Raw genomic sequence first — 18,674 nt, 5'->3', positions numbered from 1 at the left:
CACACGCTGATAGCAGCGCCAGGCAACCAGCCTCAGGGCAGAAGCGTCAACCGCCCACATACCGCCCCGGCCGGTGGCTGATCCATAAAAACACGCCCATCACCACGGCCGCCAGCACCGAATAAAACACCCGCTCCAGTGGCACCACAAACAGGGCCAGCAGCAGCACTACGCAGTCGATCGCCAGTTGCACCTTGCCCGCGCGCACGCCGTAGCGGTTTTGCATGTACAGCGACACGATGGTGGCGCCACCCAGGCTGGAGCGGTGCCGCGCCAGGAACAGGCAGCCGGTGCCCAGCAGCAGCCCGCCCAGCAGCGAGGCAAACAGCGGGTTGATGTAGCTGACCTGCATCACATGCGGGAACAGCTCGGTCAACAGCGACAGCAGTGCCACGCAAATAAAGGTTTTGAGCGTGAACTCGCGGCCCATGCGTGTCCAGGCGAACCAGTAAAAGGGCAGGTTCACCACAAAGAACAGCTTGCCGAACGAGATGTCGGTGACGTAGTGCAGCAAAAATGCCATGCCCGCCGTGCTGCCAATGAGCAACCCGGCCTGGTTGAACAGCATGAGCGCCATGGCGACAAACAGGGTGCCCGAGAACAGGGCTTGCGCATCTTCATAAGTGCCGTGGCGCAAAGACACTACGGGGCCGGGGGCAGGCGAGTTGCTGGATTCAGCAGGAGACATGGAGAAAACTCTTGGTTTTGAAAATGAAAAGGGGTCAGGGCCTTGTGAGCCCCAACACCATGGGCCCCTGTCACGGGGGCACAAGAACACAAGCAAACAGCGCGCCAAACGGAATGTGGCTCTGTTGCCAGCGGCAATCAACACCGCAATTGCTATCGAATAAATAGCATTCAGCGCTTACGATTCAGGCGCTGGTCCTTATTTTCTTCTATTTTCATAATCCATCAGCACACCCAGCCCTATCGGCCGCCGCCCTTGTTCTCGTGGGCATCCATGTCGTCACCCGTGTAGGTGCGCAGCACGCGCTGGTCTGGCCCATGCACCACGGTGAACAGCTTGGGCGATGTGGCGGGCAAGGCAAAGCGCCAGTCCACTTCGGTTTCGCCCTTGAGGGCAAAGTGCATGGTTTTGGCGGGCTTGCCCAGAATCCGGCGCACTTCGCTCATGGGCATGCCCGGCTGAATGCGCGCGAAGTTCTCGGGCGTCAGCACCTGGCGCACCCCGGCCAGCTTGCCGTCAGGCCCCAGCGTGATCATGTAATTGACCTGCCCTGCGGGCTGGCGGTTGTATTCAAAGGTGCGGGCACCGCCTGGCTCCTCCCAGATCATCTCAGGGGCGCCGAAGCGGTCGCGCACATCGGCTTCGGTGGAAACGCCCGGCTGCAGCTCGCTCAGCCGCTGGGGGTCGCACCCCGCTGCGGCCAGCAGGGCGAGGGCCGCCAGCACGGTGGCGGCGGCACGGTGAATACGATCAGAAAGTGGCATGGCATCGTCCCGGTAAAATCCAGCAAAAGAGGTTCACTGCACATGTCTATTTTCCGCCGCCCTGACTACCAATCCGACGCCACCCAGTTCATCAACCAGCTCAAGGCCACCAAGCCTGAACTGGACAAGCAGCAGCAAGCCGGCCGTGCCCTGCTGTGGGACAAGCAGGTAGACCGCCAGCTATGGAACGATTACCGCCAGGCGCGCGTGGCCCAAAAGCCTTACGTCTACCAGACCAACGCGGACTGAGCCTTGCTGCCGCCAGCATTTGCAATCAAATTGGCCTCTGGCGCTTGACTGACAAGCGCCAGCAGCTATTTATTTCATAGCAAACATGAGCAACACAGCGCCCACCAGCGCACCCGCCGCCGATGAACGGCCAGATTCCAACGGCAGCTCCATGCCCGACGTGGTGGATCAGGTGGCCCTGGCGCGCCTGTACGGTGAGCCACTGTTTGCGCTGCCGCAAGACCTGTACATCCCGCCCGACGCGCTTGAAGTCTTCCTCGAAGCCTTTGAAGGCCCGCTGGATTTGCTGCTGTACCTGATCCGCAAGCAGAACTTCAACATCCTCGACATCCCCATGGTGGGGGTGACCAAGCAGTATCTGGCGTATGTGGACGAGATCCGCAGCCGCAACCTGGAGTTGGCGGCCGAGTATTTGCTAATGGCAGCGATGCTCATCGAGATCAAGTCGCGCATGCTGCTGCCGCCCAAGAAGCAGGCCGAAGGCGAGGAGCCTGAAGACCCGCGCGCCGAGCTGGTGCGCCGCCTGCTGGAATACGAGCAGATGAAGATGGCTGCCGCGCGCCTGGGACAGCTGCCGCAGTACGGCCGCGACTTTTTGAAGGCCCAGGTCTACATCGAACAAAGCCTGCAGCCGCGCTTCCCCGATGTGCATGTGGTAGAGCTGCAGGAGGCCTGGCGCGACATTTTGAAGCGCGCCAAACTCGTGCAGCACCACAAGATCACCCGCGAAGAGCTGAGCGTGCGCGAGTACATGAGCATGGTGCTCAAGACGCTTCAGGGCCGCCGCTTTGTGGAGTTTGAAGAACTCTTCGAGCCCGAGAAGGGCAGCACCGTGCTGGTGGTGACCTTTATTGCGCTGCTGGAGCTGGCCAAAGAGACGCTGATCGAAATCACGCAGGCCGAGGCGTTCGCCCCCATTTACGTGCGCTTGGCTTATACACCCGTATGACACCCCCTGAGCGGCTGCGCCGCTTCCCCCTCTCTCGCTGCGCGGGAGGGGGACACCACCGGTGGCCTGGCAAAGCCAGCTCCACGGTGGCCCCGGCATGGCGCAGCGCCAGTTTCAACGGCAACTGACACCCTCTATGGCATCACACGACTTCGACGTTCTCATCGTAGGCAGCGGCCTCGCCGGCCTCTCGGCCGCGCTGCACCTGGCGCCCACGCACCGCGTGGCCGTCATCACCAAGCGCACGCTGCAAGATGGCTCCAGCGGCTGGGCCCAGGGCGGCATTGCCGCCGTGTTGGCCGACGACGACAGCTTTGCCGCGCACATAGAAGACACGCTGGTCGCGGGCGCAGGCCTGTGCGACCTGGCCACCACGCGCTTTGTGGTGGAGAACGCGCCCGAGTCCATTGCCTGGCTGCGCGCGCTCGGCGTGCCCTTCACGCTGGAAGGCGACCAGCTGCACCTGACGCGCGAAGGCGGCCACAGCGCGCGCCGCATTGCGCATGTGACCGACGCCACCGGCGCAGCGGTGCAGCGCACGCTGATCGACGTGGTGCGCAGCACCCCCGGCATCACGCTGTTCGAGCAGCACACGCTGGTAGACCTGATCACCACGCGCAAGCTCGGCCTGCCGGGCAACCGCTGCCTGGGCCTGTATGCGCTGGACAGCGACACCGACGAGGTCGTCACCTTCCGTGCCCCGGAAACTATTCTGGCCACGGGTGGCGCGGGCAAGGTGTACCTGTACACCACCAACCCAGACACCGCCACGGGCGACGGCATTGCCGCCGCCTGGCGTGCAGGCTGCCGTGTGGCGAACATGGAGTTCATCCAGTTCCACCCCACGGGGCTGTACCACCCGCACGAAAAGTCTTTCCTCATCAGCGAAGCGGTGCGCGGCGAGGGCGGCAAGCTGTTGCTGCCGCCATCGGCCGGTGGCAAGCGCTTCATGCTCGACCACGACCCACGCGCCGAACTGGCCCCGCGCGATGTGGTGGCGCGCGCCATCGACTTCGAGATGAAGAAGCACGGCCTCGATTGCGTGCACCTCGACATTTCGCACCAGAGCCCCGCGTTTTTGCAGGAGCACTTCCCCAACATCCTCGCGCACTGCGCGTCGCTTGGCATCGACATCACCAAGGAGCCCATCCCCGTGGTGCCCACCGCCCACTTCACCTGTGGCGGCGTGCTGACCGACCTGGCGGGCCGCACCGACCTGCCCGGCCTGTACGCCGTGGGCGAGGTGGCCTGCACCGGCCTGCATGGCGCCAACCGCCTGGCCAGCAACTCGCTGCTCGAATGCATGGTGTTCGCCCGCGCCGCCGCGCAGGCCATCGCCGCAGCGCCGACCACAGAACTGCCCACCGTGCCCGCCTGGGACGACAGCCGCGTGACCGATGCGGATGAATCCGTCGTCATCTCCCACAACTGGGACGAGCTGCGCCGCTTCATGTGGGACTACGTGGGCATCGTGCGCACCAACAAGCGCCTGGAGCGCGCCGCCCACCGCATTGCCATGCTGCAGGGTGAGATCCAGGAGTTTTACGCGCACTTTCACGTCACGCGCGATTTGCTGGAGCTGCGCAACCTGGTGCAGGTGGCCGACCTGATCGTGAAAAGCGCCCAGCTGCGGCGCGAAAGCCGGGGCCTGCATTTCAGCCGTGACTACCCCGAAGTCGCCGCCCCAGCGGCCCCCACCATCCTCGTTCCTCCGGTGCCGCGATGACTTACAGCGTCAAAGAAATTTTCTACACCCTGCAAGGCGAAGGCGGCCAGGCGGGCACACCCGCCGTGTTCTGCCGCTTTGCAGGCTGCAACCTCTGGACGGGCCGCGAGCAGGACCGTGCGCAAGCCATCTGCCAGTTCTGCGACACCGACTTTGTCGGCACCGACGGCACGCTGGGCGGCAAGTTTGAAACAGCCACGGCGCTGGCGGAGTTGATCGCCGCCCAATGGCCTGCGGGCGCGGGCCACCGCCTGGTAGTGCTGACGGGCGGCGAGCCCCTTCTGCAGGTCGATGCGGCGCTGATAGACGCGCTGCACGCGCAGCAATTCCGCATCGCCGTCGAAAGCAACGGCACCGTCGCCGCGCCCGAAGGCATCGACTGGCTGTGCATCAGCCCCAAGGCGAGTGCACCGTGGGTGCAGCGCAGCGGGCAGGAACTGAAACTGGTCTGGCCCCAGCCCGGCTTTGACCTGCAGGCGCTGGAGCAGGACACCCAGTTCACCCACCGCTTTCTTCAGCCCATGGACGGACTTCTGCAGCGCCAGAACACTGCCGCCTGCATTGACGCCTGCCTGGCCCACCCCGCATGGCGATTAAGCCTTCAAACCCACAAGCTCACCGGCATCAGGTGACGCGGTTTTATCTTCTAGTTTCCGTATGTTGTTCACCATCTCCCAGCGCTTCTTCTTCGACGCCGCCCACACCTTGCGCCGCGAGATCGAAGCCGAAGGCAGCCGCCGTGTGCACGGCCACACCTACCACGCCGAAGTGTTCCTGACCGGCCCGCGCGACCCCGCCACAGGCATGGTGCTGGACCTGGGCCTGCTGCGCCAGGGCCTGGCCGTGGTGCGCGAGCAGCTGGACCACCACATGCTCGACGAAGTGCCCGGCCTGGGCACACCCACGCTGGAGAACCTGTGCCTGTTCATCGCCCAGGCACTGCCCGCCGACCTGCGCGCCAGCCTGAGCCGCGTGCGCGTGTGGCGCGAGGCGCTGGGCGACAGCTGCGCGCTGGACTTTCCACAGCCCTGACCGGCCACGGCCCTGCCACCGGCAGGCTACCCCCCAAAAGTTCACAGACTTCACCCAAGGAAGCCCAATGTTCCGCACCCTGCTCAAATCCAAGATCCACCGCGTGGCCGTGACCCAGTGCGAGCTGCACTACGAAGGCTCGTGCGCCATCGACGAAGACCTGCTGGATGCCGCCAACATCGCAGAGAACGAGCAGATCCACATCTGGAACATCAACAACGGCGAGCGCTTTGTCACCTATGCCATCAAGGGCCAGCGCGGCAGCGGCATGATCTCGGTGAACGGCTCGGCCGCACGCCGTGCTGCAGTGGGCGATCTCATCATCATTGCGGCCTTCGCCCAGGTGCACGAAGACCAGGTGGCCGCGCACCAGCCGCAGCTGGTGTTTGTGGACGACCACAACCGCCAGACGGAACTGCGCCACGCAGTGCCCACGCAGGCCCTGTAACGATGGCGCCGACCCATGACGCTCTGGTGGCCCGCAGCCTGGCTGCCGTCTGGCACCCGTGCACCCAGATGAAGCGGCACGAGGCCCAGCCTCCCGTGGCGATTGCCCGCGCGCAGGGCCCGTGGCTCTACGGCACCGATGGGAAGCGCTACCTGGACGGCATCAGCTCCTGGTGGGTCAACCTGTTCGGCCACAGCCACCCACACATCCAGGCCGCGCTGGTGGACCAGCTGGGACATCTGGACCACGTGATGCTGGCGGGCTTCACCCATGCGCCCGTGGTGGAGCTGTCCGAGCGACTGGCCGCGCTCACCAGCCTGGGCCACGCGTTCTACGGCAGCGATGGTGCCGCCGCCACCGAGATCGCCCTGAAGATGAGCGCGCACTACTGGCGCAACACCGGCCGCCCTGCCAAGAGCCGCTTTGTGGGCCTGGCCGGTGGCTACCACGGCGAAACCGTGGGCGCGCTGGCCGTGACCGACATTGCGATCTTTCGCGAAGCCTATGCCCCGCTGGTGCGCCTGGCCGACACCGTGCCCAGCCCTGACGCACGCGGTGCGGCACCGGGGGAGACCGCACAGGACGTGGCACGACGCGCAGCTGCCGCGCTGGAGGCGTGGTTGCAGGAGCACCACGCCACCACCGCCGCGCTGATCGTCGAGCCCCTGGTGCAATGCGCGGCTGGCATGGCGATGCACGACCCCGAATACCTGCGCCTGGCACGTGCGCTGTGCAGCCGCTACGAGGTGCACCTGGTGGTAGACGAAATCGCCGTGGGCTTTGGCCGCACGGGCACCATGTTCGCCCACCAGCAGGCCGGAATCCGGCCGGATTTCATTTGCCTGTCCAAAGGTCTCACAGGCGGCACACTGCCGCTGTCGGCCGTGCTCACCACCGATGCGGTGTACGCCGCGTTCTACGACGACGATGTGGCGCGGGGCTTTCTGCATTCGCACTCCTACACCGGCAACCCGCTGGCCTGCCGCGCTGCGGTGGCCACGCTGGAGTTGTTTGAACAGCTGGACGCGTTGAACGCCAACAGCGCCCTGGCCCAGCGCATCGACGCGGCCTGCGCCCCCCTCACCCTCCACCCCCGTGTGCGCCACGCCCGGCGCCTGGGCATGATCTGGGCGTGGGACGTGGACACCACGCTGCCCGACTTTGCACGCCGCTACCACCAGCACGCGCTGGCGCAGGGATTGCTGCTGCGGCCTATCTCTGGCGACGCTGGCCGCCACACGGTGTACGCCATGCCACCCTATGTGCTGGACGACGAGGCCGTGCAGTGCCTGGCCCAGGGCGCATTGCATGCCCTGCACGCCACCCTGGCAGAGGAGCCCGCATGACCGCCTGCTTTGTGGTGGGCACCGACACGGGCGTGGGCAAAACCCACGTCTCCTGCGCGCTGCTGCAGGCCCTGGCGCAGCACCACCGCCGCGTGGTGGGCATGAAGCCCGTGGCTGCAGGCGTGGTGCCCTGGGGCGAAGGCTGGGCCAGCGAGGACAGCATTGCCCTGCGGGCGGCGTCCACCATCGCCGTGCCCCCTGAGCTGGACACACCGGTGCTGCTGCCCGATCCTCTGTCACCCCACATTGCCGCCACACGCGCGGGGGTGCAGATCGACATCGCGGCCATCGTGCAGGCCTACCAGGCACTGGCCGCGCAAGCCGATGCCGTGGTGGTCGAAGGGGCCGGTGGCTTTCATGTGCCGCTGTCGCCAACCGAGACCGGGGCCGACCTGGCCCTAGCGCTGAATTTGCCCGTGGTGCTTGTCGTAGGCCTGCGACTGGGCTGCCTCAACCACGCCCTGCTGACGGCAGAGGCCATTGCCGCACGCGGGCTGACGCTGGCAGGCTGGGTGGCCAACAGGGTGGACCCAGACATGCTAGCGCCCGAGGAGAACATTGCCTGGCTGCAGCAGCGCCTGGGCGCCCCGCCGTTGGCCGACATCCCCTGGGGCGAACACACCGCCCACAACCTGGCAGCCCACTTTCAACTGCCCGCAGATTGGACCCGATGAACACCTCTGCCACCACCCCTGCCCTCCCGGCCACTTCACCGACGGCATCCTGGCTGGACGAGCTGCCCGGCCGCATAGCGGACCTGAAGGACGGGCACCTGCTGCGCGTGCGCCGCACCGTGGCCCCGGCGGGCGGCGCCATGCTGCAAATCGACGGCCAGCCCATGCTGGCCTTTTGCAGCAACGATTACCTGGGCCTGGCCAGCCACCCCGCGCTGGCCACCGCCGCGTGCGAGGCCGCCCACGCCTACGGCCTGGGCTCGGGCGGCTCGCCCCTGGTCAGCGGGCACAGCACGGCCAATGCGCTGCTCGAGCATGACCTGGCCCGCTTTGTGGGCCTGCCGCGTGCGCTGTACTTTTACGCGGGCTATGCCACCAACGTGGGCATCGTCCCCGCGCTGGTGGGTGCAGGCGACGCTTTGTTCTCGGACGCGCTCAACCACGCCTGCCTGATCGACGGCGCACGCCTGTCGCGGGCCACCATCCACCGCTACCCACATGCCGACCTGACCGCACTGGAAGCCGCCCTGGCCAGCAGCCCCGCGCAGCGCAAGCTGGTGGTGACAGATGCCGTCTTCAGCATGGACGGCGACGTGGCCGATATCCCGGCCCTGCTGGCGCTGTGCGAGCGCTACGACGCGCTGCTGCTCATCGACGATGCCCACGGCTTTGGCGTGCTGGGTGCGCCCGGCCAGGAAGGACGCGGCACGCTGGCGCACTACGGGCTAACGGGCGAGAACGCCTCGCCCCGCATCCTGTACATGGCCACACTGGGCAAGGCCGCAGGCGTGGCCGGTGCGTTTGTCGCGGGCAGCGAGGTGCTGGTGGAATGGCTGCTGCAAAAAACCCGCAGCTACATCTTTGCCACCGCCGCCCCCGCCCTGCTGGCCAAAGCACTGCAGGCCAGCGTGCAGGTGATGCAAACCGAGACCTGGCGCTACACGCACCTGCAGCAGCTCATCGCCCGCCTGCGCACGGGGCTGGCCCCCTTGCTGGCGCGCACGCAGTGGCAGCTCATGCCGTCGCACACGCCCATCCAGCCACTGGTCATTGGCAGCAATGCAGCCGCCCTGGCCGCCATGGAAGCGCTGCGCTCGCGCGGCCTGTGGGTACCTGCCATTCGCCCACCCACCGTGCCTGAGGGCACTGCGCGGCTGCGCATTGCCCTGTCTGCGGCGCACACACCGTTTGACGTAGACCGGCTGGTGCAAGCCCTGGCGGAGCACGCGGACTCTCTCCTTGCCCCAGCATCCTAGATCCTGTTCCACACCGAAAGCGAGACAAACATGCCCCATCTGGTCATCGAAACCACTGCCAATCTCGGCACCTATCCCAAAGCCCAGGCGCTCAAAGAGTTGGCCGCTTCGCTCACCGCCCACCCGCAAATCCCGGTCGAGGCTGACCTGAAGATCCGCTTTGTGGACGTGACCGATTTCGTGATGGGCACAGCGCCTGAGCCGCGCGGCTTTGTGCACGCAGAGCTGCGCTTGCTGTCGGGCCGCACGCCCGAAGCGAAAAGCGAGCTGGCAGCGCGCGTGCTGGAGGTGCTGCAACGCCTCACCCCGCGCCCGGCCGGCGTATCAGTGCAATTGAGCGTGGAAGTGCGCGATATGGATCGCGCGCCCTACGCCAAGGCGCGCATCGATCCCCAGTGACAACAGGGCCCGGCTCTCCGCGAGGGACCTCGGGCCTCAGTACCCTGCAGCCAGACCGTCGCGGCGCGGGTCGCTGGCGGCCACATAGCCTTCCACGGCCGGGTTGCCTGCGCGCCAGATGAACTGGCCCGCGCCAAAGTCCTGGTACGAATCGTTGATGACATCGATCTCGTGGCCCAGGTCTTTCAGGCCCTGCACCGTGGCCGCATTCATGGCAGCTTCCACGTTGATGTTCAGGCCCTTGTTGAAGCGCCAGCGTGGCGCATCGCACGCGGCCTGCAGGCCCTGGCGATAGTCCAACATGCGCACCAACGTCTGCATGTGCCCCTGCGGCTGCATATTGCCGCCCATCACACCGTAGCTCATCACCGGCTGGCCGTCCTTGGTCAGAAAGGCCGGAATGATGGTGTGGAAGGGCCGCTTGCCCGGTGCCACCACGTTGGGGCTGGCGGCGTCCAGGCTGAAACCATAGCCCCGGTTTTGCAGGCTGATGCCGTAGTTTGGTTCGACGCAGCCCGAGCCGAAGCCCATGTAGTTGCTCTGGATGAAGCTCACCATCATGCCGTTCTCATCGGCCGCTGTGAGGTAAATGGTGCCGCCCTTGACCGGGTTACCCGCCTGGAAGTCCTGTGCCCGGCGCATGTCGATGAGGCGCGCGCGCGAGGCCAGGTACGCGTCGTCCAGCATCTGCTCGGTCGTCACTTCCATGGTGGAGCGTTCCGACACGTAACGGTACACATCGGCAAACGCCAGCTTCATTGCCTCGATCTGTAGATGCTGCGACGCGGTGGAGTCCACCGGCAGGCTGGCCAGATCGAACTTTTCGAGAATGCCCAGCGCGATCAGCGCGGCAATGCCTTGGCCGTTGGGCGGGATCTCGTGCAGCGTGTAGCCCCGGTAGTCGCGCGAAATCGGCGTGACCCACTCGGGCTGGTAGCTGGCCAGGTCTTTCACCGTCAGCGCACCGCCCTGCTCCTTGGCAAACGCGGCGAGGGCTTCGGCGATCTCGCCTTCGTACAGCGCATCGCCGTTGCTGGCAGCAATGGCCTTGAGCGCACGCGCGGCCGCAGGGAATCGGAACAGTTCACCCACCTCCGGGGCACGGCCCCAGGGCAAGAAGGTGTCGGCAAAACCGGCAATGCCCTGCAGCACGGGCGTGGCCGCTGCCCACTTCTGCTGCACCACAGGGGGCACCAGATAGCCGCGCTCGGCCACCTCGATGGCTGGGGCCATCAGGTCGGCAAAGGGCAGCTTGCCAAAGCGCTTGCTCAGTGCCACCCAGCCACGCACTGCGCCAGGGATGGTGACCGAATCAATGCCGCGCATGGGCGGCGTGGTAGCGCCATCGCCGTATTTGGCCTTGAAATATTCAGGCGTCCAGGCCTGCGGCGCGGGCCCCGAGGCATTGAGGCCATGCAGTTGCTGCCCATCCCACAAGATGCAGAATGCATCGCTGCCCAGGCCGTTGCTGACCGGCTCCACCAGCGTCATCACAGCGGCTGCGGCCACGGCCGCATCCACCGCATTCCCGCCCTTGTGCAGGATGAGCAAGCCCGCCTGCGCGGCCAGGGGGTGCGAGGTGGACACCACATTGCGCGCAAAGACGGGAATGCGGGTGGACAGGTAGGGGTTTGGGTGGTTGATCTGCATGCGGTCTCCGGGATGCGGGTGTGGCTGGGTATGAAGCAGCGGTGAAGCAGTGGTTTATTCGTTGACGATCTTGCGCTCGGCAATGATGCGTTTCCACTTGGCTTGGTCGTCAGCCACCATCTTGGCGAACTGCGCAGGCGTGCTGGTCACGGGTTCAATGCCCAAGGTGGTGAGCTTGGCGCGCACCTCGGGGTCGCTCAGTGCCTGGTTGGCAGCGGTGTTCACCCGGTTGGTGGTGAACAGCAAGGTCTGACCGTCTGCAGCCGCCTTGGCCGCCATGTCTGAACCCAGGCTGCCACCTGCGCCGGGCTTGTTGTCGATCACGACGGAAGTACCCAGCCGCTCACCCATTTTTTGCGACAGGGTTCGCGCAAACAGGTCGGTGGCACCGCCTGCCGGGAACGGAACGACCAAGCGGATGGGTTTGCTGGACTGGGCCAGGGCGGCTGGCATGGCGGCGCCCAGCGCGAGGGCTGCGGCCAGGCCGCGCAGAAAGTGGTGGCGACGGATCATGGATCGATTCCTCACAAGGGGGACAACAACAACTCAGGGCCTGTAGAACCCGTTCAGGATCTTTCAAGCCCCAATGTAGGCGCTGTTGATCCATCAAAACAGATAATCAAAGTTATTTCACTATGACGCCACGTCATGAAACCCACTTTTGCGACGCCTGATGAAGTCTCGCTGCAGCAGTTCCGCGCCCTGGCGGCGATTGCGCAGACGGGCAGCTTCACGCTGGCGGCCGATGCGCTGCAGCTGACGCAGCCCGCCGTGAGCCACCTCATCAAGCGCATGGAGCAGCAACTGGGCCAGCCGCTGGTGGTGCGTGGGCGGCGCATTCGGCTCACCGATGCCGGGCAGATGATGACCGACACCGCGCAGCGCGCGCTGCGCATGATTGACGAATCAGTGCACGCCTGCCGCTCACAGGCGCAACTGCAGGAAGGCCGCGTGGTGGTGGCCGTGGGTCACCTCACGGCCGGTGCCTTGCTGCCTGCGTTGCTCACCCGCTTTTCAGCAGCGCACCCGCAGCTGGTGGCCACGCTGCACGACAGCAATGCCGCGCAGATGGTGGCGCAGGTGCTCTCGCGCGAAGCCGATTTGGCGCTGGGCTCCGACATTGGCCAGACGCATTCCGAGCTAGCCACCGAGCGGCTGTTCAGCGAACGCATGGCGCTGTTCCTGCGGCACGACCACCCGCTGGCCCAACGCGCCAGCGTGCAAGGGCGGGACCTGGACGGCCTGCCCCTGGTGCACGTGAACCCTGACGCCGTGGTGTGGCGCGCCATCAGCCGCGAGCTGAGTGCCGCGGCCAATGTGTACCCGCAGGTGGTGCACCATGTGTCGATGTTGACCACCGCGTTCGGCATGATCCAGGCGGGCGCCGGAGTGGCGCTGCTGCCGCGCTATGTGGCACGCCTGATGCCACCCGACCTGCACGCCGTGCCCATCGTGCGGCCGGTGCTGGAGTTTCCTATCGTGGCGATCCGCTTGGCCAAGCAACCGCTCAGCCCCGCCGCCATGGCGTTTCTGGCCATGGCGCGGCAGCACCTCAAACCGTCGCCACTGTGAACAGGATCAGTGCTGGATCAGTTCCGCATCCAGCCAGCCACGCAGGCTGTTGATGAAGGCCCAGCGGCGCACGCGGTGCAGGTCGTGCACGCGCACCACGCCTTCCTGCACCCGGCCTTCCCGCAAGGCCACTGCACGCCCCACGCCCGGCAGCAGGCCACAGCCCAGCGGTGGCGTGAGCCAGCGGCCGTCGTCCATCTGCATCGCCAGGTTACCGAAGGTTGACTCCGTGATTTCGCCTTCTGCGTTGAAGAGCACGGTGTCAAAGATGCCGCTGCCCGGCGCTGGCGCAAAGGCTGCATAGTGCGCACGCCGGGTGGTTTTGAAGCGCACCCATTCGCCATGCGCCTCGGCCAGGGGCCGGGGGGCCAGCTGCAATCGCACCGGGCTTGCCGTGGGTTGCAAGGCAAAGGCTTCTGCGCGTGGCTGGCCAAAGCGGTCCAGCAACAGGCGCACGCGCCACGGGCCGCTGCCATGCTGCGCTGCCGGTGCCTGAAGGCACGCGTGAACGGCAGCGGGCTGCCAGGGGTAGCCAAAGTGCTGCGCCGCCTCAGCCATACGGGCCAGGTGCTCTGCCTGATGGCGATAGACACCATCGACCAGCGCCAGGGTTTCCAGCACCTCGAACGGTTTGCTCGCCCGCGCCAGAAAAGCCTGCTTGTGCAGCCATTCTTGCCACTCGGCACCCGCCTCTGCGCTTGCGGTGATACCGCTGCCGATGCTGCATCGGGCCTGGGTGCCGCGCATCACCACGGTTCGAATGGGCACATTGAAGGTCGCGGCAATGCCGCCGTGGCCATCTGGCCGCACCACGCCGATGGCGCCGCAGTAGATGCCCCGGGGCTGGCGTTCCAGCTCACGGATGAGCTGCATCGCCCGCACCTTGGGCGCACCAGTGACCGAGCCGCACGGGAACAAGGCGGCAAACACATCTGGCAGCCGCAGGCCACTGCGGGTGCGGGCCTGCACGTCAGACGTCATCTGCCACACGGTGGGCAGCGCCTGGGTGTGGAACAACTCGGGCACCCGTACCGTGTGCGGCTCGGCAATGCGTGAGAGATCGTTGCGCAGCAGGTCCACGATCATCACGTTTTCTGCGCGCTCTTTGGGCGATGCGCGCAGGCGCTCGGCAGCAGCCGCGTCCAGCGCCGGCGTGGCGCCCCGCGCGGCCGTGCCCTTCATGGGGCGGGCCAAAATGCTGCCGCCAGCCGCGCTGGCCTGCCAGTCAAAAAACAGCTCGGGCGATACGCTCAGCACCTGCTCTTCACCCGCGGTGAAGCACGCGGCATAGCCGCCGGGCTGGGCGCGCAGCAAGGCGTCGAACAAAGCTGCGCCCTCACCGGTCACCGTGCCCATCCAGGGTGCGGTGTAGTTGACCTGGTAGAGCTCTCCATCGCCAATGGCCTGGTGGATGCGCGCGATTGCGGCATCAAAGTCTGGCCGGGCCAATGTGGGCAGCCAGGTGGCGCGGGCCTCTGCGGGGCCAGCGGCTTCGGCCGACGGCCATGCAGATGGTGCACCGTCATGCACCTCAAACCACACCAGTGGGCCGTCTGCCGCGTGCACCTGCAGTGCCGCGTCGAAGGCCGGTGCTGCTTCATAGCGCACATGGCCTACGCACCAGTGGCCTGCTTCGGCTGCGGCGTGCACGGCCTCCAGCACCGGCTTGACTTCGTCGATGTGATGGGCGACCAGCACGCGGGCTGGAGCCCCCCAGCCCCCACGCAGGCGCAGGTTGCCCGCCGCGCGCGGCTGGGTGAAGTCGATCCAGGTGCCGGGCGTTGCAGCCAGGGTCATTACAAGCTCCAGAGGCCTCTAGCGCTTATCCAGAAAGCGCCAACAGCTATCAAAACAGTAGCAAATTAATCAGGCTGCACCCAAATGGGGCACCAAGGCCCCGGTGGGCTGACCGTTCTTGAGAGCCGCCGTGAACGCCAGCATGCGGTCAATCGGCTGGCGCGCGCGCGGGATCAGTGCAGGGTCTACCTGCACGGCATTGGCGCCGGTTTCCAGCACACGGGCCACGTCGGCCAGGCCGTTCATTGCCATCCAGGGGCAGTGCGCGCAGCTCTTGCAGGTGGCGCTGTTGCCAGCGGTGGGGGCTTCGTAAAACGTCTTGCCAGGGTTGAGCGCGCGCAGCTTGTGCATCATGCCGTTGTCGGTGGCCACGATGAATTCGGTAGCATCCATCTCGCGTGCGGCCTTGAGGATGGCGCTGGTGGAGCCCACGGCGTCGGCCAGGGCCACCACGTCGGCGGGGCTTTCAGGGTGCACCAGCACCTTGGCATTCGGGTGCTCTTTTTTGAGCAGCTCCAGCTCCAGCGCCTTGAACTCGTCATGCACGATGCAGGCGCCGTTCCAAAACACCATGTCCGCGCCCGTTTCGCGCTGAATGTAGGCGCCCAGGTGGCGGTCAGGGGCCCACAGAATTTTCTGGCCTGCGGCTTTGAGGGCACTCACGATCTCCAGCGCGCAGCTCGATGTCACAAGCCAGTCAGCCCGCGCCTTCACTGCCGCGCTGGTATTGGCGTAGACCACCACGGTGCGGTCCGGGTGCTGGTCACAAAACGCGCTGAACTCGTCAATGGGGCAGCCCAGGTCTAGGCTGCAGGTGGCGTCCAGATCAGGCATGAGCACGGTCTTTTCCGGGCTCAGAATCTTCGCCGTCTCGCCCATGAAACGCACACCGCTCACCACCAGCGTCTGCGCCGCGTGGTCACGGCCAAAGCGGGCCATCTCCAGCGAATCGCTGACGATGCCGCCGGTTTCCTCGGCCAAATCCTGCAGGTCGGGGTGCACGTAGTAGTGCGACACCATGACAGCGTTTTTCTCTTTCAGCAAGCGGCGAATCTTGTCTTTCAAAGCCACGCGCTCGGCCTGCGAAGGCTCGGGCGGCACACGCGCCCAGGCGTGTTTGGTGGAGCAGACAGAGCCCGCAGCTGCTTCGTCGGGCTGCTCGTACTCGACGTCAATACGGTTCATGGTGGTGGTACTCATGCCAGCTCCTGCAGGCGCATCGAGAAGTCGGTCGCCTTCACATCCTTGGTCAGCGTGCCGATGGAGATACGGTCCACGCCGGTTTCGGCCAGTTCGCGCAGACCTTCCAACGTCACGCCGCCAGAGATTTCGAGAATCGCGCGACCTGCGTTGATGCGCACCGCCTCACGCAGCATGGGCAGCGGCATGTTGTCGAGCAGCACCATCTTCGCGCCAGCATCCAACGCCTCGGCCAGTTGCTCCAGCGTTTCCACTTCAATCTCGATGAAGCTGGCCTGGGCGGCCACTGCCTGCGCAGCTTTCAGCACCGCCGTCACGCCACCTGCAGCGGCGATGTGGTTCTCTTTGATGAGCACCGCATCGTGCAAGCCGATGCGGTGATTGGTGCCACCGCCCACGCGCACAGCGTACTTTTGCGCCAGGCGCAGGCCGGGTATGGTCTTGCGCGTGTCCACGATGTGGGCGCGGGTGCCCGCCACCACATCTACATAAATGCGCGTTTTGGTGGCCACGGCCGACAGCAGTTGCAAAAAATTCAACGCAGTGCGCTCGGCGCTCAGCAAGGCGCGGGCATTGCCTTCCAGCTCCAGCACCACCTGGTCGGGGGCGCAACGCTGGCCCTCCTGCACATGCCAGGTGATCTGCACGGTGGGGTCCAGCGCCCGCAGGGCGGCTTCGGCCCAGGGGGCGCCGCAAATCACGGCCTCTTCACGCGCCAGGATGCGGGCGCGGGCACGGCGGGCGGGGTCAATCAGGCCAGCGGTCAGGTCGCCAGCGCCTACGTCTTCGGCCAGGGCGCGGGCTACGTCGGCCTGGGCCAGGGCCGTTACGTCGTTGTAGTTCATGGGGAGGGTCGCGGGTTGTAACACTGCTGTCATGGCCCGGGAGCATAGCCGCAATGCGAAACCCATGGCGCGGCCTGCCCCGCACCGCCCTGGTGCTGGGCCGCTTGCTTCAAAGTGCGGGCAGCACCGTGCCCCAGCACTCACCAAAGCCCACGCGCGCAGCGCCCGGCTTTTCGCACCAGCCGCGAATCACCACCGCGTCGCCGTCTTCCAGAAACACGCGCTGCTCGCCGCCGGGCAGCTGCACGGGGTTCTTGCCGCCAGTGGTCAGCTCAATCAATGCCCCGGCTTGATCGAGCGTGGGGCCCGACAAGGTACCACTGCCCAGCAAGTCGCCCGGCTGCAGGTTGCAGCCGTTGACGGTGTGGTGGGCCAGCATCTGGGCAATCGTCCAGTACGCGTGGCGGTAGCTGGTGCGGCAGATGGTGGCATCGCCCTGCCCGGCCTGCGCCATGCGCGGCGTGCGCAAGCCCACCTGCAGCTGAATGTCGAATGCGCCCTGCGCCTGGTTGGCGGGTGAGTCGAGGTAAGGCAGCGGGGCCGGGTCGCCCTCAGGCCGGGTGAACGCCACGCGGTACGGAGCCAGCGCTTCCAAGGTCACCACCCAGGGGGAAATGGTGGTGGCAAAGTTTTTGGACAGAAACGGCCCCAGCGGCTGGTATTCCCAGCCCTGGATGTCGCGCGCAGACCAGTCGTTGAGCAGGCAGATGCCAAACACATGCTGCTCGGCCTGCGTGATGGGCACGGCATGGCCCAGCGCATTGCCTTCGCCCACGAAGATGCCCAGCTCCAGCTCAATGTCGAGCCGCTTGCACGGGCCCACCACGGGCATTTCGGCGCCGGGGGGCATGGTCTGCCCCTTGGGGCGATGAAACGCCTGGCCCGACACACCAATACTGGATGCGCGGCCGTGGTAGCCAATCGGCACCCATTTGTAGTTGGGCAGCAGCGGGTTGTCAGGGCGGAACTGCTTGCCGATGTTGGTGGCGTGGTGCACCGAGGTGTAGAAGTCGGTGTAGTCGCCAATGCGGGCGGGCACGTCGTACTCGGCCTCGGCCTGGGGCACCAGGCAGCCTTGCAACGCCGCCTGCTGGGCACTGCCCTCGCGCAGCGCGCGCGACAAGGCCAGGCGCAGGGCGCTCCAGGCGGCTTCGCCCAAAGCCATCAGGGCATTGAGCTTGTCTTGCGCGCCCGCTTGCGCAGCCGTGGCCGCCACGCCCGTGAAGGCGCCGCTGGCCGCTGCGGCGGACAAATCCAGAATCTGGTCGCCAATGGCTACGCCACCGCGGAAGGCTTCACCGCTGCCCTTGCGGCGGAACACCGCAAACGGCAAGTTTTGCAGCGGAAAGTCGTTGCCAGCAGCATTGGCGCTGGCCACCCAGCTGCGCAGGCTGGGGTCATGGGTTTCGTTCAACAGGTTCATGGGGTTCTCTTGGGCGATTGCCTTACTGCGCCATGCTGCCGTCGTGCATCCACGCGGCATGGCGAGGGGCGCGGCGGGTTTCGCTCCACTCCTGCAGCATGGCCCACTTCACCTCGTCGAGCTTGGCGTACATCTCGGGTGTGCCCACGTCGGCGGCCAGCTCCAGGCGGTGGCCGTTGGGGTCGAAGAAGTAGATGCTCTTGAAGATGGTGTGGTCCGTGGGGCCCACCACGTCAATACCCGCAGCTTCCAGCCGCGCCTTGGTGGCCTGCAGCGTGTCCATCGAATCCACCTTCAGCGCCAGGTGCTGCACCCACGCGGGGGTGTTGCGGTCGCGGTCCATGGGCGGCTGGCTGGGCAGCTCAAAAAACGCCAGCACGTTGCCGTCGCCCGCGTCCAAAAAGACGTGCATGTAGGGGTCGGGCGCCTTGGTGGAAGGCACTTCGTTTTCGGCAATGGCCAGCACGAACTTCATGTCCAGGTGCTTGACGTACCAGTCCACGGTTTCTTTGGCGTCTTTGCAGCGGTAGGCAACGTGGTGAATTTTTTGAACCAGCATGGAAATCTCTTGGGGTTAAAACTTTGAACGGGTTCTAAGAGCCATCCCTTTCAAGGTCTTGTCCCCGCAGCCTGTTTGAGGACACGAGCGGTGGACA

General features: G+C 65.8%; 20 protein-coding genes. 11 read left to right on the top strand and 9 right to left on the bottom strand.

Features of this window, described 5'->3' with window-relative positions; translation table 11 throughout:
• Nucleotides 1-46: 46 nt before the first annotated feature.
• Nucleotides 47-688 (bottom strand): YitT family protein, encoded by a 642-nt coding sequence (locus AADJ04_RS05845; protein WP_044396042.1) that lies wholly within the window; start codon nucleotides 686-688, stop codon nucleotides 47-49.
• A 239-nt stretch (nucleotides 689-927) separates the two neighbouring features.
• Nucleotides 928-1,452: an outer membrane protein assembly factor BamE gene (locus AADJ04_RS05840; protein ID WP_341239033.1), complete on the bottom strand. Its 525-nt coding sequence runs from the start codon at nucleotides 1,450-1,452 to the stop codon at nucleotides 928-930.
• A 42-nt stretch (nucleotides 1,453-1,494) separates the two neighbouring features.
• On the opposite strand from AADJ04_RS05840, the gene AADJ04_RS05835 reads away from it, so the two are divergent.
• The 10 genes from AADJ04_RS05835 (at nucleotide 1,495) to AADJ04_RS05790 (ending at nucleotide 9,531) form a co-directional block, all read left to right on the top strand.
• The gene (locus AADJ04_RS05835; protein WP_044396037.1) at nucleotides 1,495-1,701 is read left to right on the top strand and encodes a DUF3460 family protein; all 207 of its coding nucleotides are present in this window, start codon (nucleotides 1,495-1,497) and stop codon (nucleotides 1,699-1,701) included.
• 151 nt (nucleotides 1,702-1,852) lie between these two features.
• Nucleotides 1,853-2,650, top strand: coding sequence for a ScpA family protein (locus AADJ04_RS05830; RefSeq protein WP_240485275.1), 798 nt, complete (start codon nucleotides 1,853-1,855; stop codon nucleotides 2,648-2,650).
• Nucleotides 2,651-2,786: 136 nt separating this feature from the next.
• The gene (gene nadB / locus AADJ04_RS05825; RefSeq protein ID WP_273623264.1) at nucleotides 2,787-4,376 is read left to right on the top strand and encodes an L-aspartate oxidase; all 1,590 of its coding nucleotides are present in this window, start codon (nucleotides 2,787-2,789) and stop codon (nucleotides 4,374-4,376) included.
• Nucleotides 4,373-5,008, top strand: a complete 636-nt coding sequence (gene queE, locus AADJ04_RS05820; protein ID WP_066698936.1) for a 7-carboxy-7-deazaguanine synthase — start codon at nucleotides 4,373-4,375, stop codon at nucleotides 5,006-5,008. Before nadB ends, queE begins: the two co-directional genes overlap by 4 nt.
• Before the next feature lie 25 nt (nucleotides 5,009-5,033).
• The gene (locus AADJ04_RS05815) at nucleotides 5,034-5,408 is read left to right on the top strand and encodes a 6-carboxytetrahydropterin synthase (RefSeq protein WP_056058569.1); all 375 of its coding nucleotides are present in this window, start codon (nucleotides 5,034-5,036) and stop codon (nucleotides 5,406-5,408) included.
• Between the two features lie 67 nt (nucleotides 5,409-5,475).
• On the top strand, nucleotides 5,476-5,856 hold the full coding sequence (panD, locus tag AADJ04_RS05810) for an aspartate 1-decarboxylase (RefSeq protein ID WP_056058565.1): 381 nt from the start codon (nucleotides 5,476-5,478) through the stop codon (nucleotides 5,854-5,856).
• Between the two features lie 2 nt (nucleotides 5,857-5,858).
• Nucleotides 5,859-7,202 carry an adenosylmethionine--8-amino-7-oxononanoate transaminase gene (gene bioA / locus AADJ04_RS05805; RefSeq protein WP_341239032.1) on the top strand — a complete coding sequence of 448 codons (1,344 nt, stop codon included), beginning with the start codon at nucleotides 5,859-5,861 and terminating at the stop codon, nucleotides 7,200-7,202.
• Nucleotides 7,199-7,876 carry a dethiobiotin synthase gene (gene bioD, locus AADJ04_RS05800; RefSeq protein WP_066786168.1) on the top strand — a complete coding sequence of 226 codons (678 nt, stop codon included), beginning with the start codon at nucleotides 7,199-7,201 and terminating at the stop codon, nucleotides 7,874-7,876. The genes bioA and bioD overlap by 4 nt, the downstream gene beginning before the upstream one ends.
• Nucleotides 7,873-9,132 carry an 8-amino-7-oxononanoate synthase gene (gene bioF / locus AADJ04_RS05795; protein WP_341239031.1) on the top strand — a complete coding sequence of 420 codons (1,260 nt, stop codon included), beginning with the start codon at nucleotides 7,873-7,875 and terminating at the stop codon, nucleotides 9,130-9,132. The genes bioD and bioF overlap by 4 nt, the downstream gene beginning before the upstream one ends.
• Nucleotides 9,133-9,162: 30 nt before the next feature.
• A complete protein-coding gene (locus AADJ04_RS05790; RefSeq protein ID WP_044396029.1) occupies nucleotides 9,163-9,531 on the top strand; it encodes a 5-carboxymethyl-2-hydroxymuconate Delta-isomerase in 369 nt (122 codons plus the stop codon).
• A 36-nt stretch (nucleotides 9,532-9,567) separates the two neighbouring features.
• Here AADJ04_RS05790 and AADJ04_RS05785 read toward each other — a convergent pair whose 3' ends face one another.
• Both AADJ04_RS05785 and AADJ04_RS05780 read right to left on the bottom strand, forming a co-directional pair.
• Complete coding sequence (locus AADJ04_RS05785; protein ID WP_207373949.1) at nucleotides 9,568-11,181, bottom strand: gamma-glutamyltransferase family protein; 1,614 nt, start codon at nucleotides 11,179-11,181, stop codon at nucleotides 9,568-9,570.
• Nucleotides 11,182-11,235: 54 nt separating this feature from the next.
• Nucleotides 11,236-11,691: a tripartite tricarboxylate transporter substrate-binding protein gene (locus AADJ04_RS05780; protein WP_288484144.1), complete on the bottom strand. Its 456-nt coding sequence runs from the start codon at nucleotides 11,689-11,691 to the stop codon at nucleotides 11,236-11,238.
• Between the two features lie 138 nt (nucleotides 11,692-11,829).
• Between AADJ04_RS05780 and AADJ04_RS05775 the strand changes: the two genes are divergently transcribed.
• Nucleotides 11,830-12,753, top strand: coding sequence for a LysR family transcriptional regulator (locus tag AADJ04_RS05775; protein ID WP_341239030.1), 924 nt, complete (start codon nucleotides 11,830-11,832; stop codon nucleotides 12,751-12,753).
• A gap of 6 nt (nucleotides 12,754-12,759) precedes the next feature.
• On the opposite strand, the gene pabB is transcribed toward AADJ04_RS05775, so the two are convergent.
• From pabB to AADJ04_RS05750, 5 genes are all read right to left on the bottom strand, one after another.
• Nucleotides 12,760-14,550, bottom strand: a complete 1,791-nt coding sequence (gene pabB / locus AADJ04_RS05770; protein WP_207373946.1) for an aminodeoxychorismate synthase component I — start codon at nucleotides 14,548-14,550, stop codon at nucleotides 12,760-12,762.
• A gap of 69 nt (nucleotides 14,551-14,619) precedes the next feature.
• Nucleotides 14,620-15,750: a quinolinate synthase NadA gene (nadA, locus tag AADJ04_RS05765; protein ID WP_207373945.1), complete on the bottom strand. Its 1,131-nt coding sequence runs from the start codon at nucleotides 15,748-15,750 to the stop codon at nucleotides 14,620-14,622.
• Entirely contained in the window at nucleotides 15,747-16,595 is an 849-nt protein-coding gene (gene nadC, locus AADJ04_RS05760) for a carboxylating nicotinate-nucleotide diphosphorylase (protein ID WP_341239029.1), read from the bottom strand. The genes nadA and nadC overlap by 4 nt, the downstream gene beginning before the upstream one ends.
• A 109-nt stretch (nucleotides 16,596-16,704) precedes the next feature.
• Nucleotides 16,705-18,018, bottom strand: coding sequence for a fumarylacetoacetase (fahA, locus tag AADJ04_RS05755; RefSeq protein WP_341239028.1), 1,314 nt, complete (start codon nucleotides 18,016-18,018; stop codon nucleotides 16,705-16,707).
• 22 nt (nucleotides 18,019-18,040) lie between these two features.
• Nucleotides 18,041-18,577 (bottom strand): VOC family protein, encoded by a 537-nt coding sequence (locus AADJ04_RS05750; RefSeq protein WP_341239027.1) that lies wholly within the window; start codon nucleotides 18,575-18,577, stop codon nucleotides 18,041-18,043.
• Between the last annotated feature and the right edge of the window lie 97 nt (nucleotides 18,578-18,674).

Origin of the sequence: uncultured Acidovorax sp., from assembly GCF_964021665.1 — a bacterium.
GTDB classification, from domain to species: Bacteria; Pseudomonadota; Gammaproteobacteria; order Burkholderiales; family Burkholderiaceae_C; genus Acidovorax; species Acidovorax temperans.
This window is presented reverse-complemented; position numbering and strand designations above follow the sequence as displayed.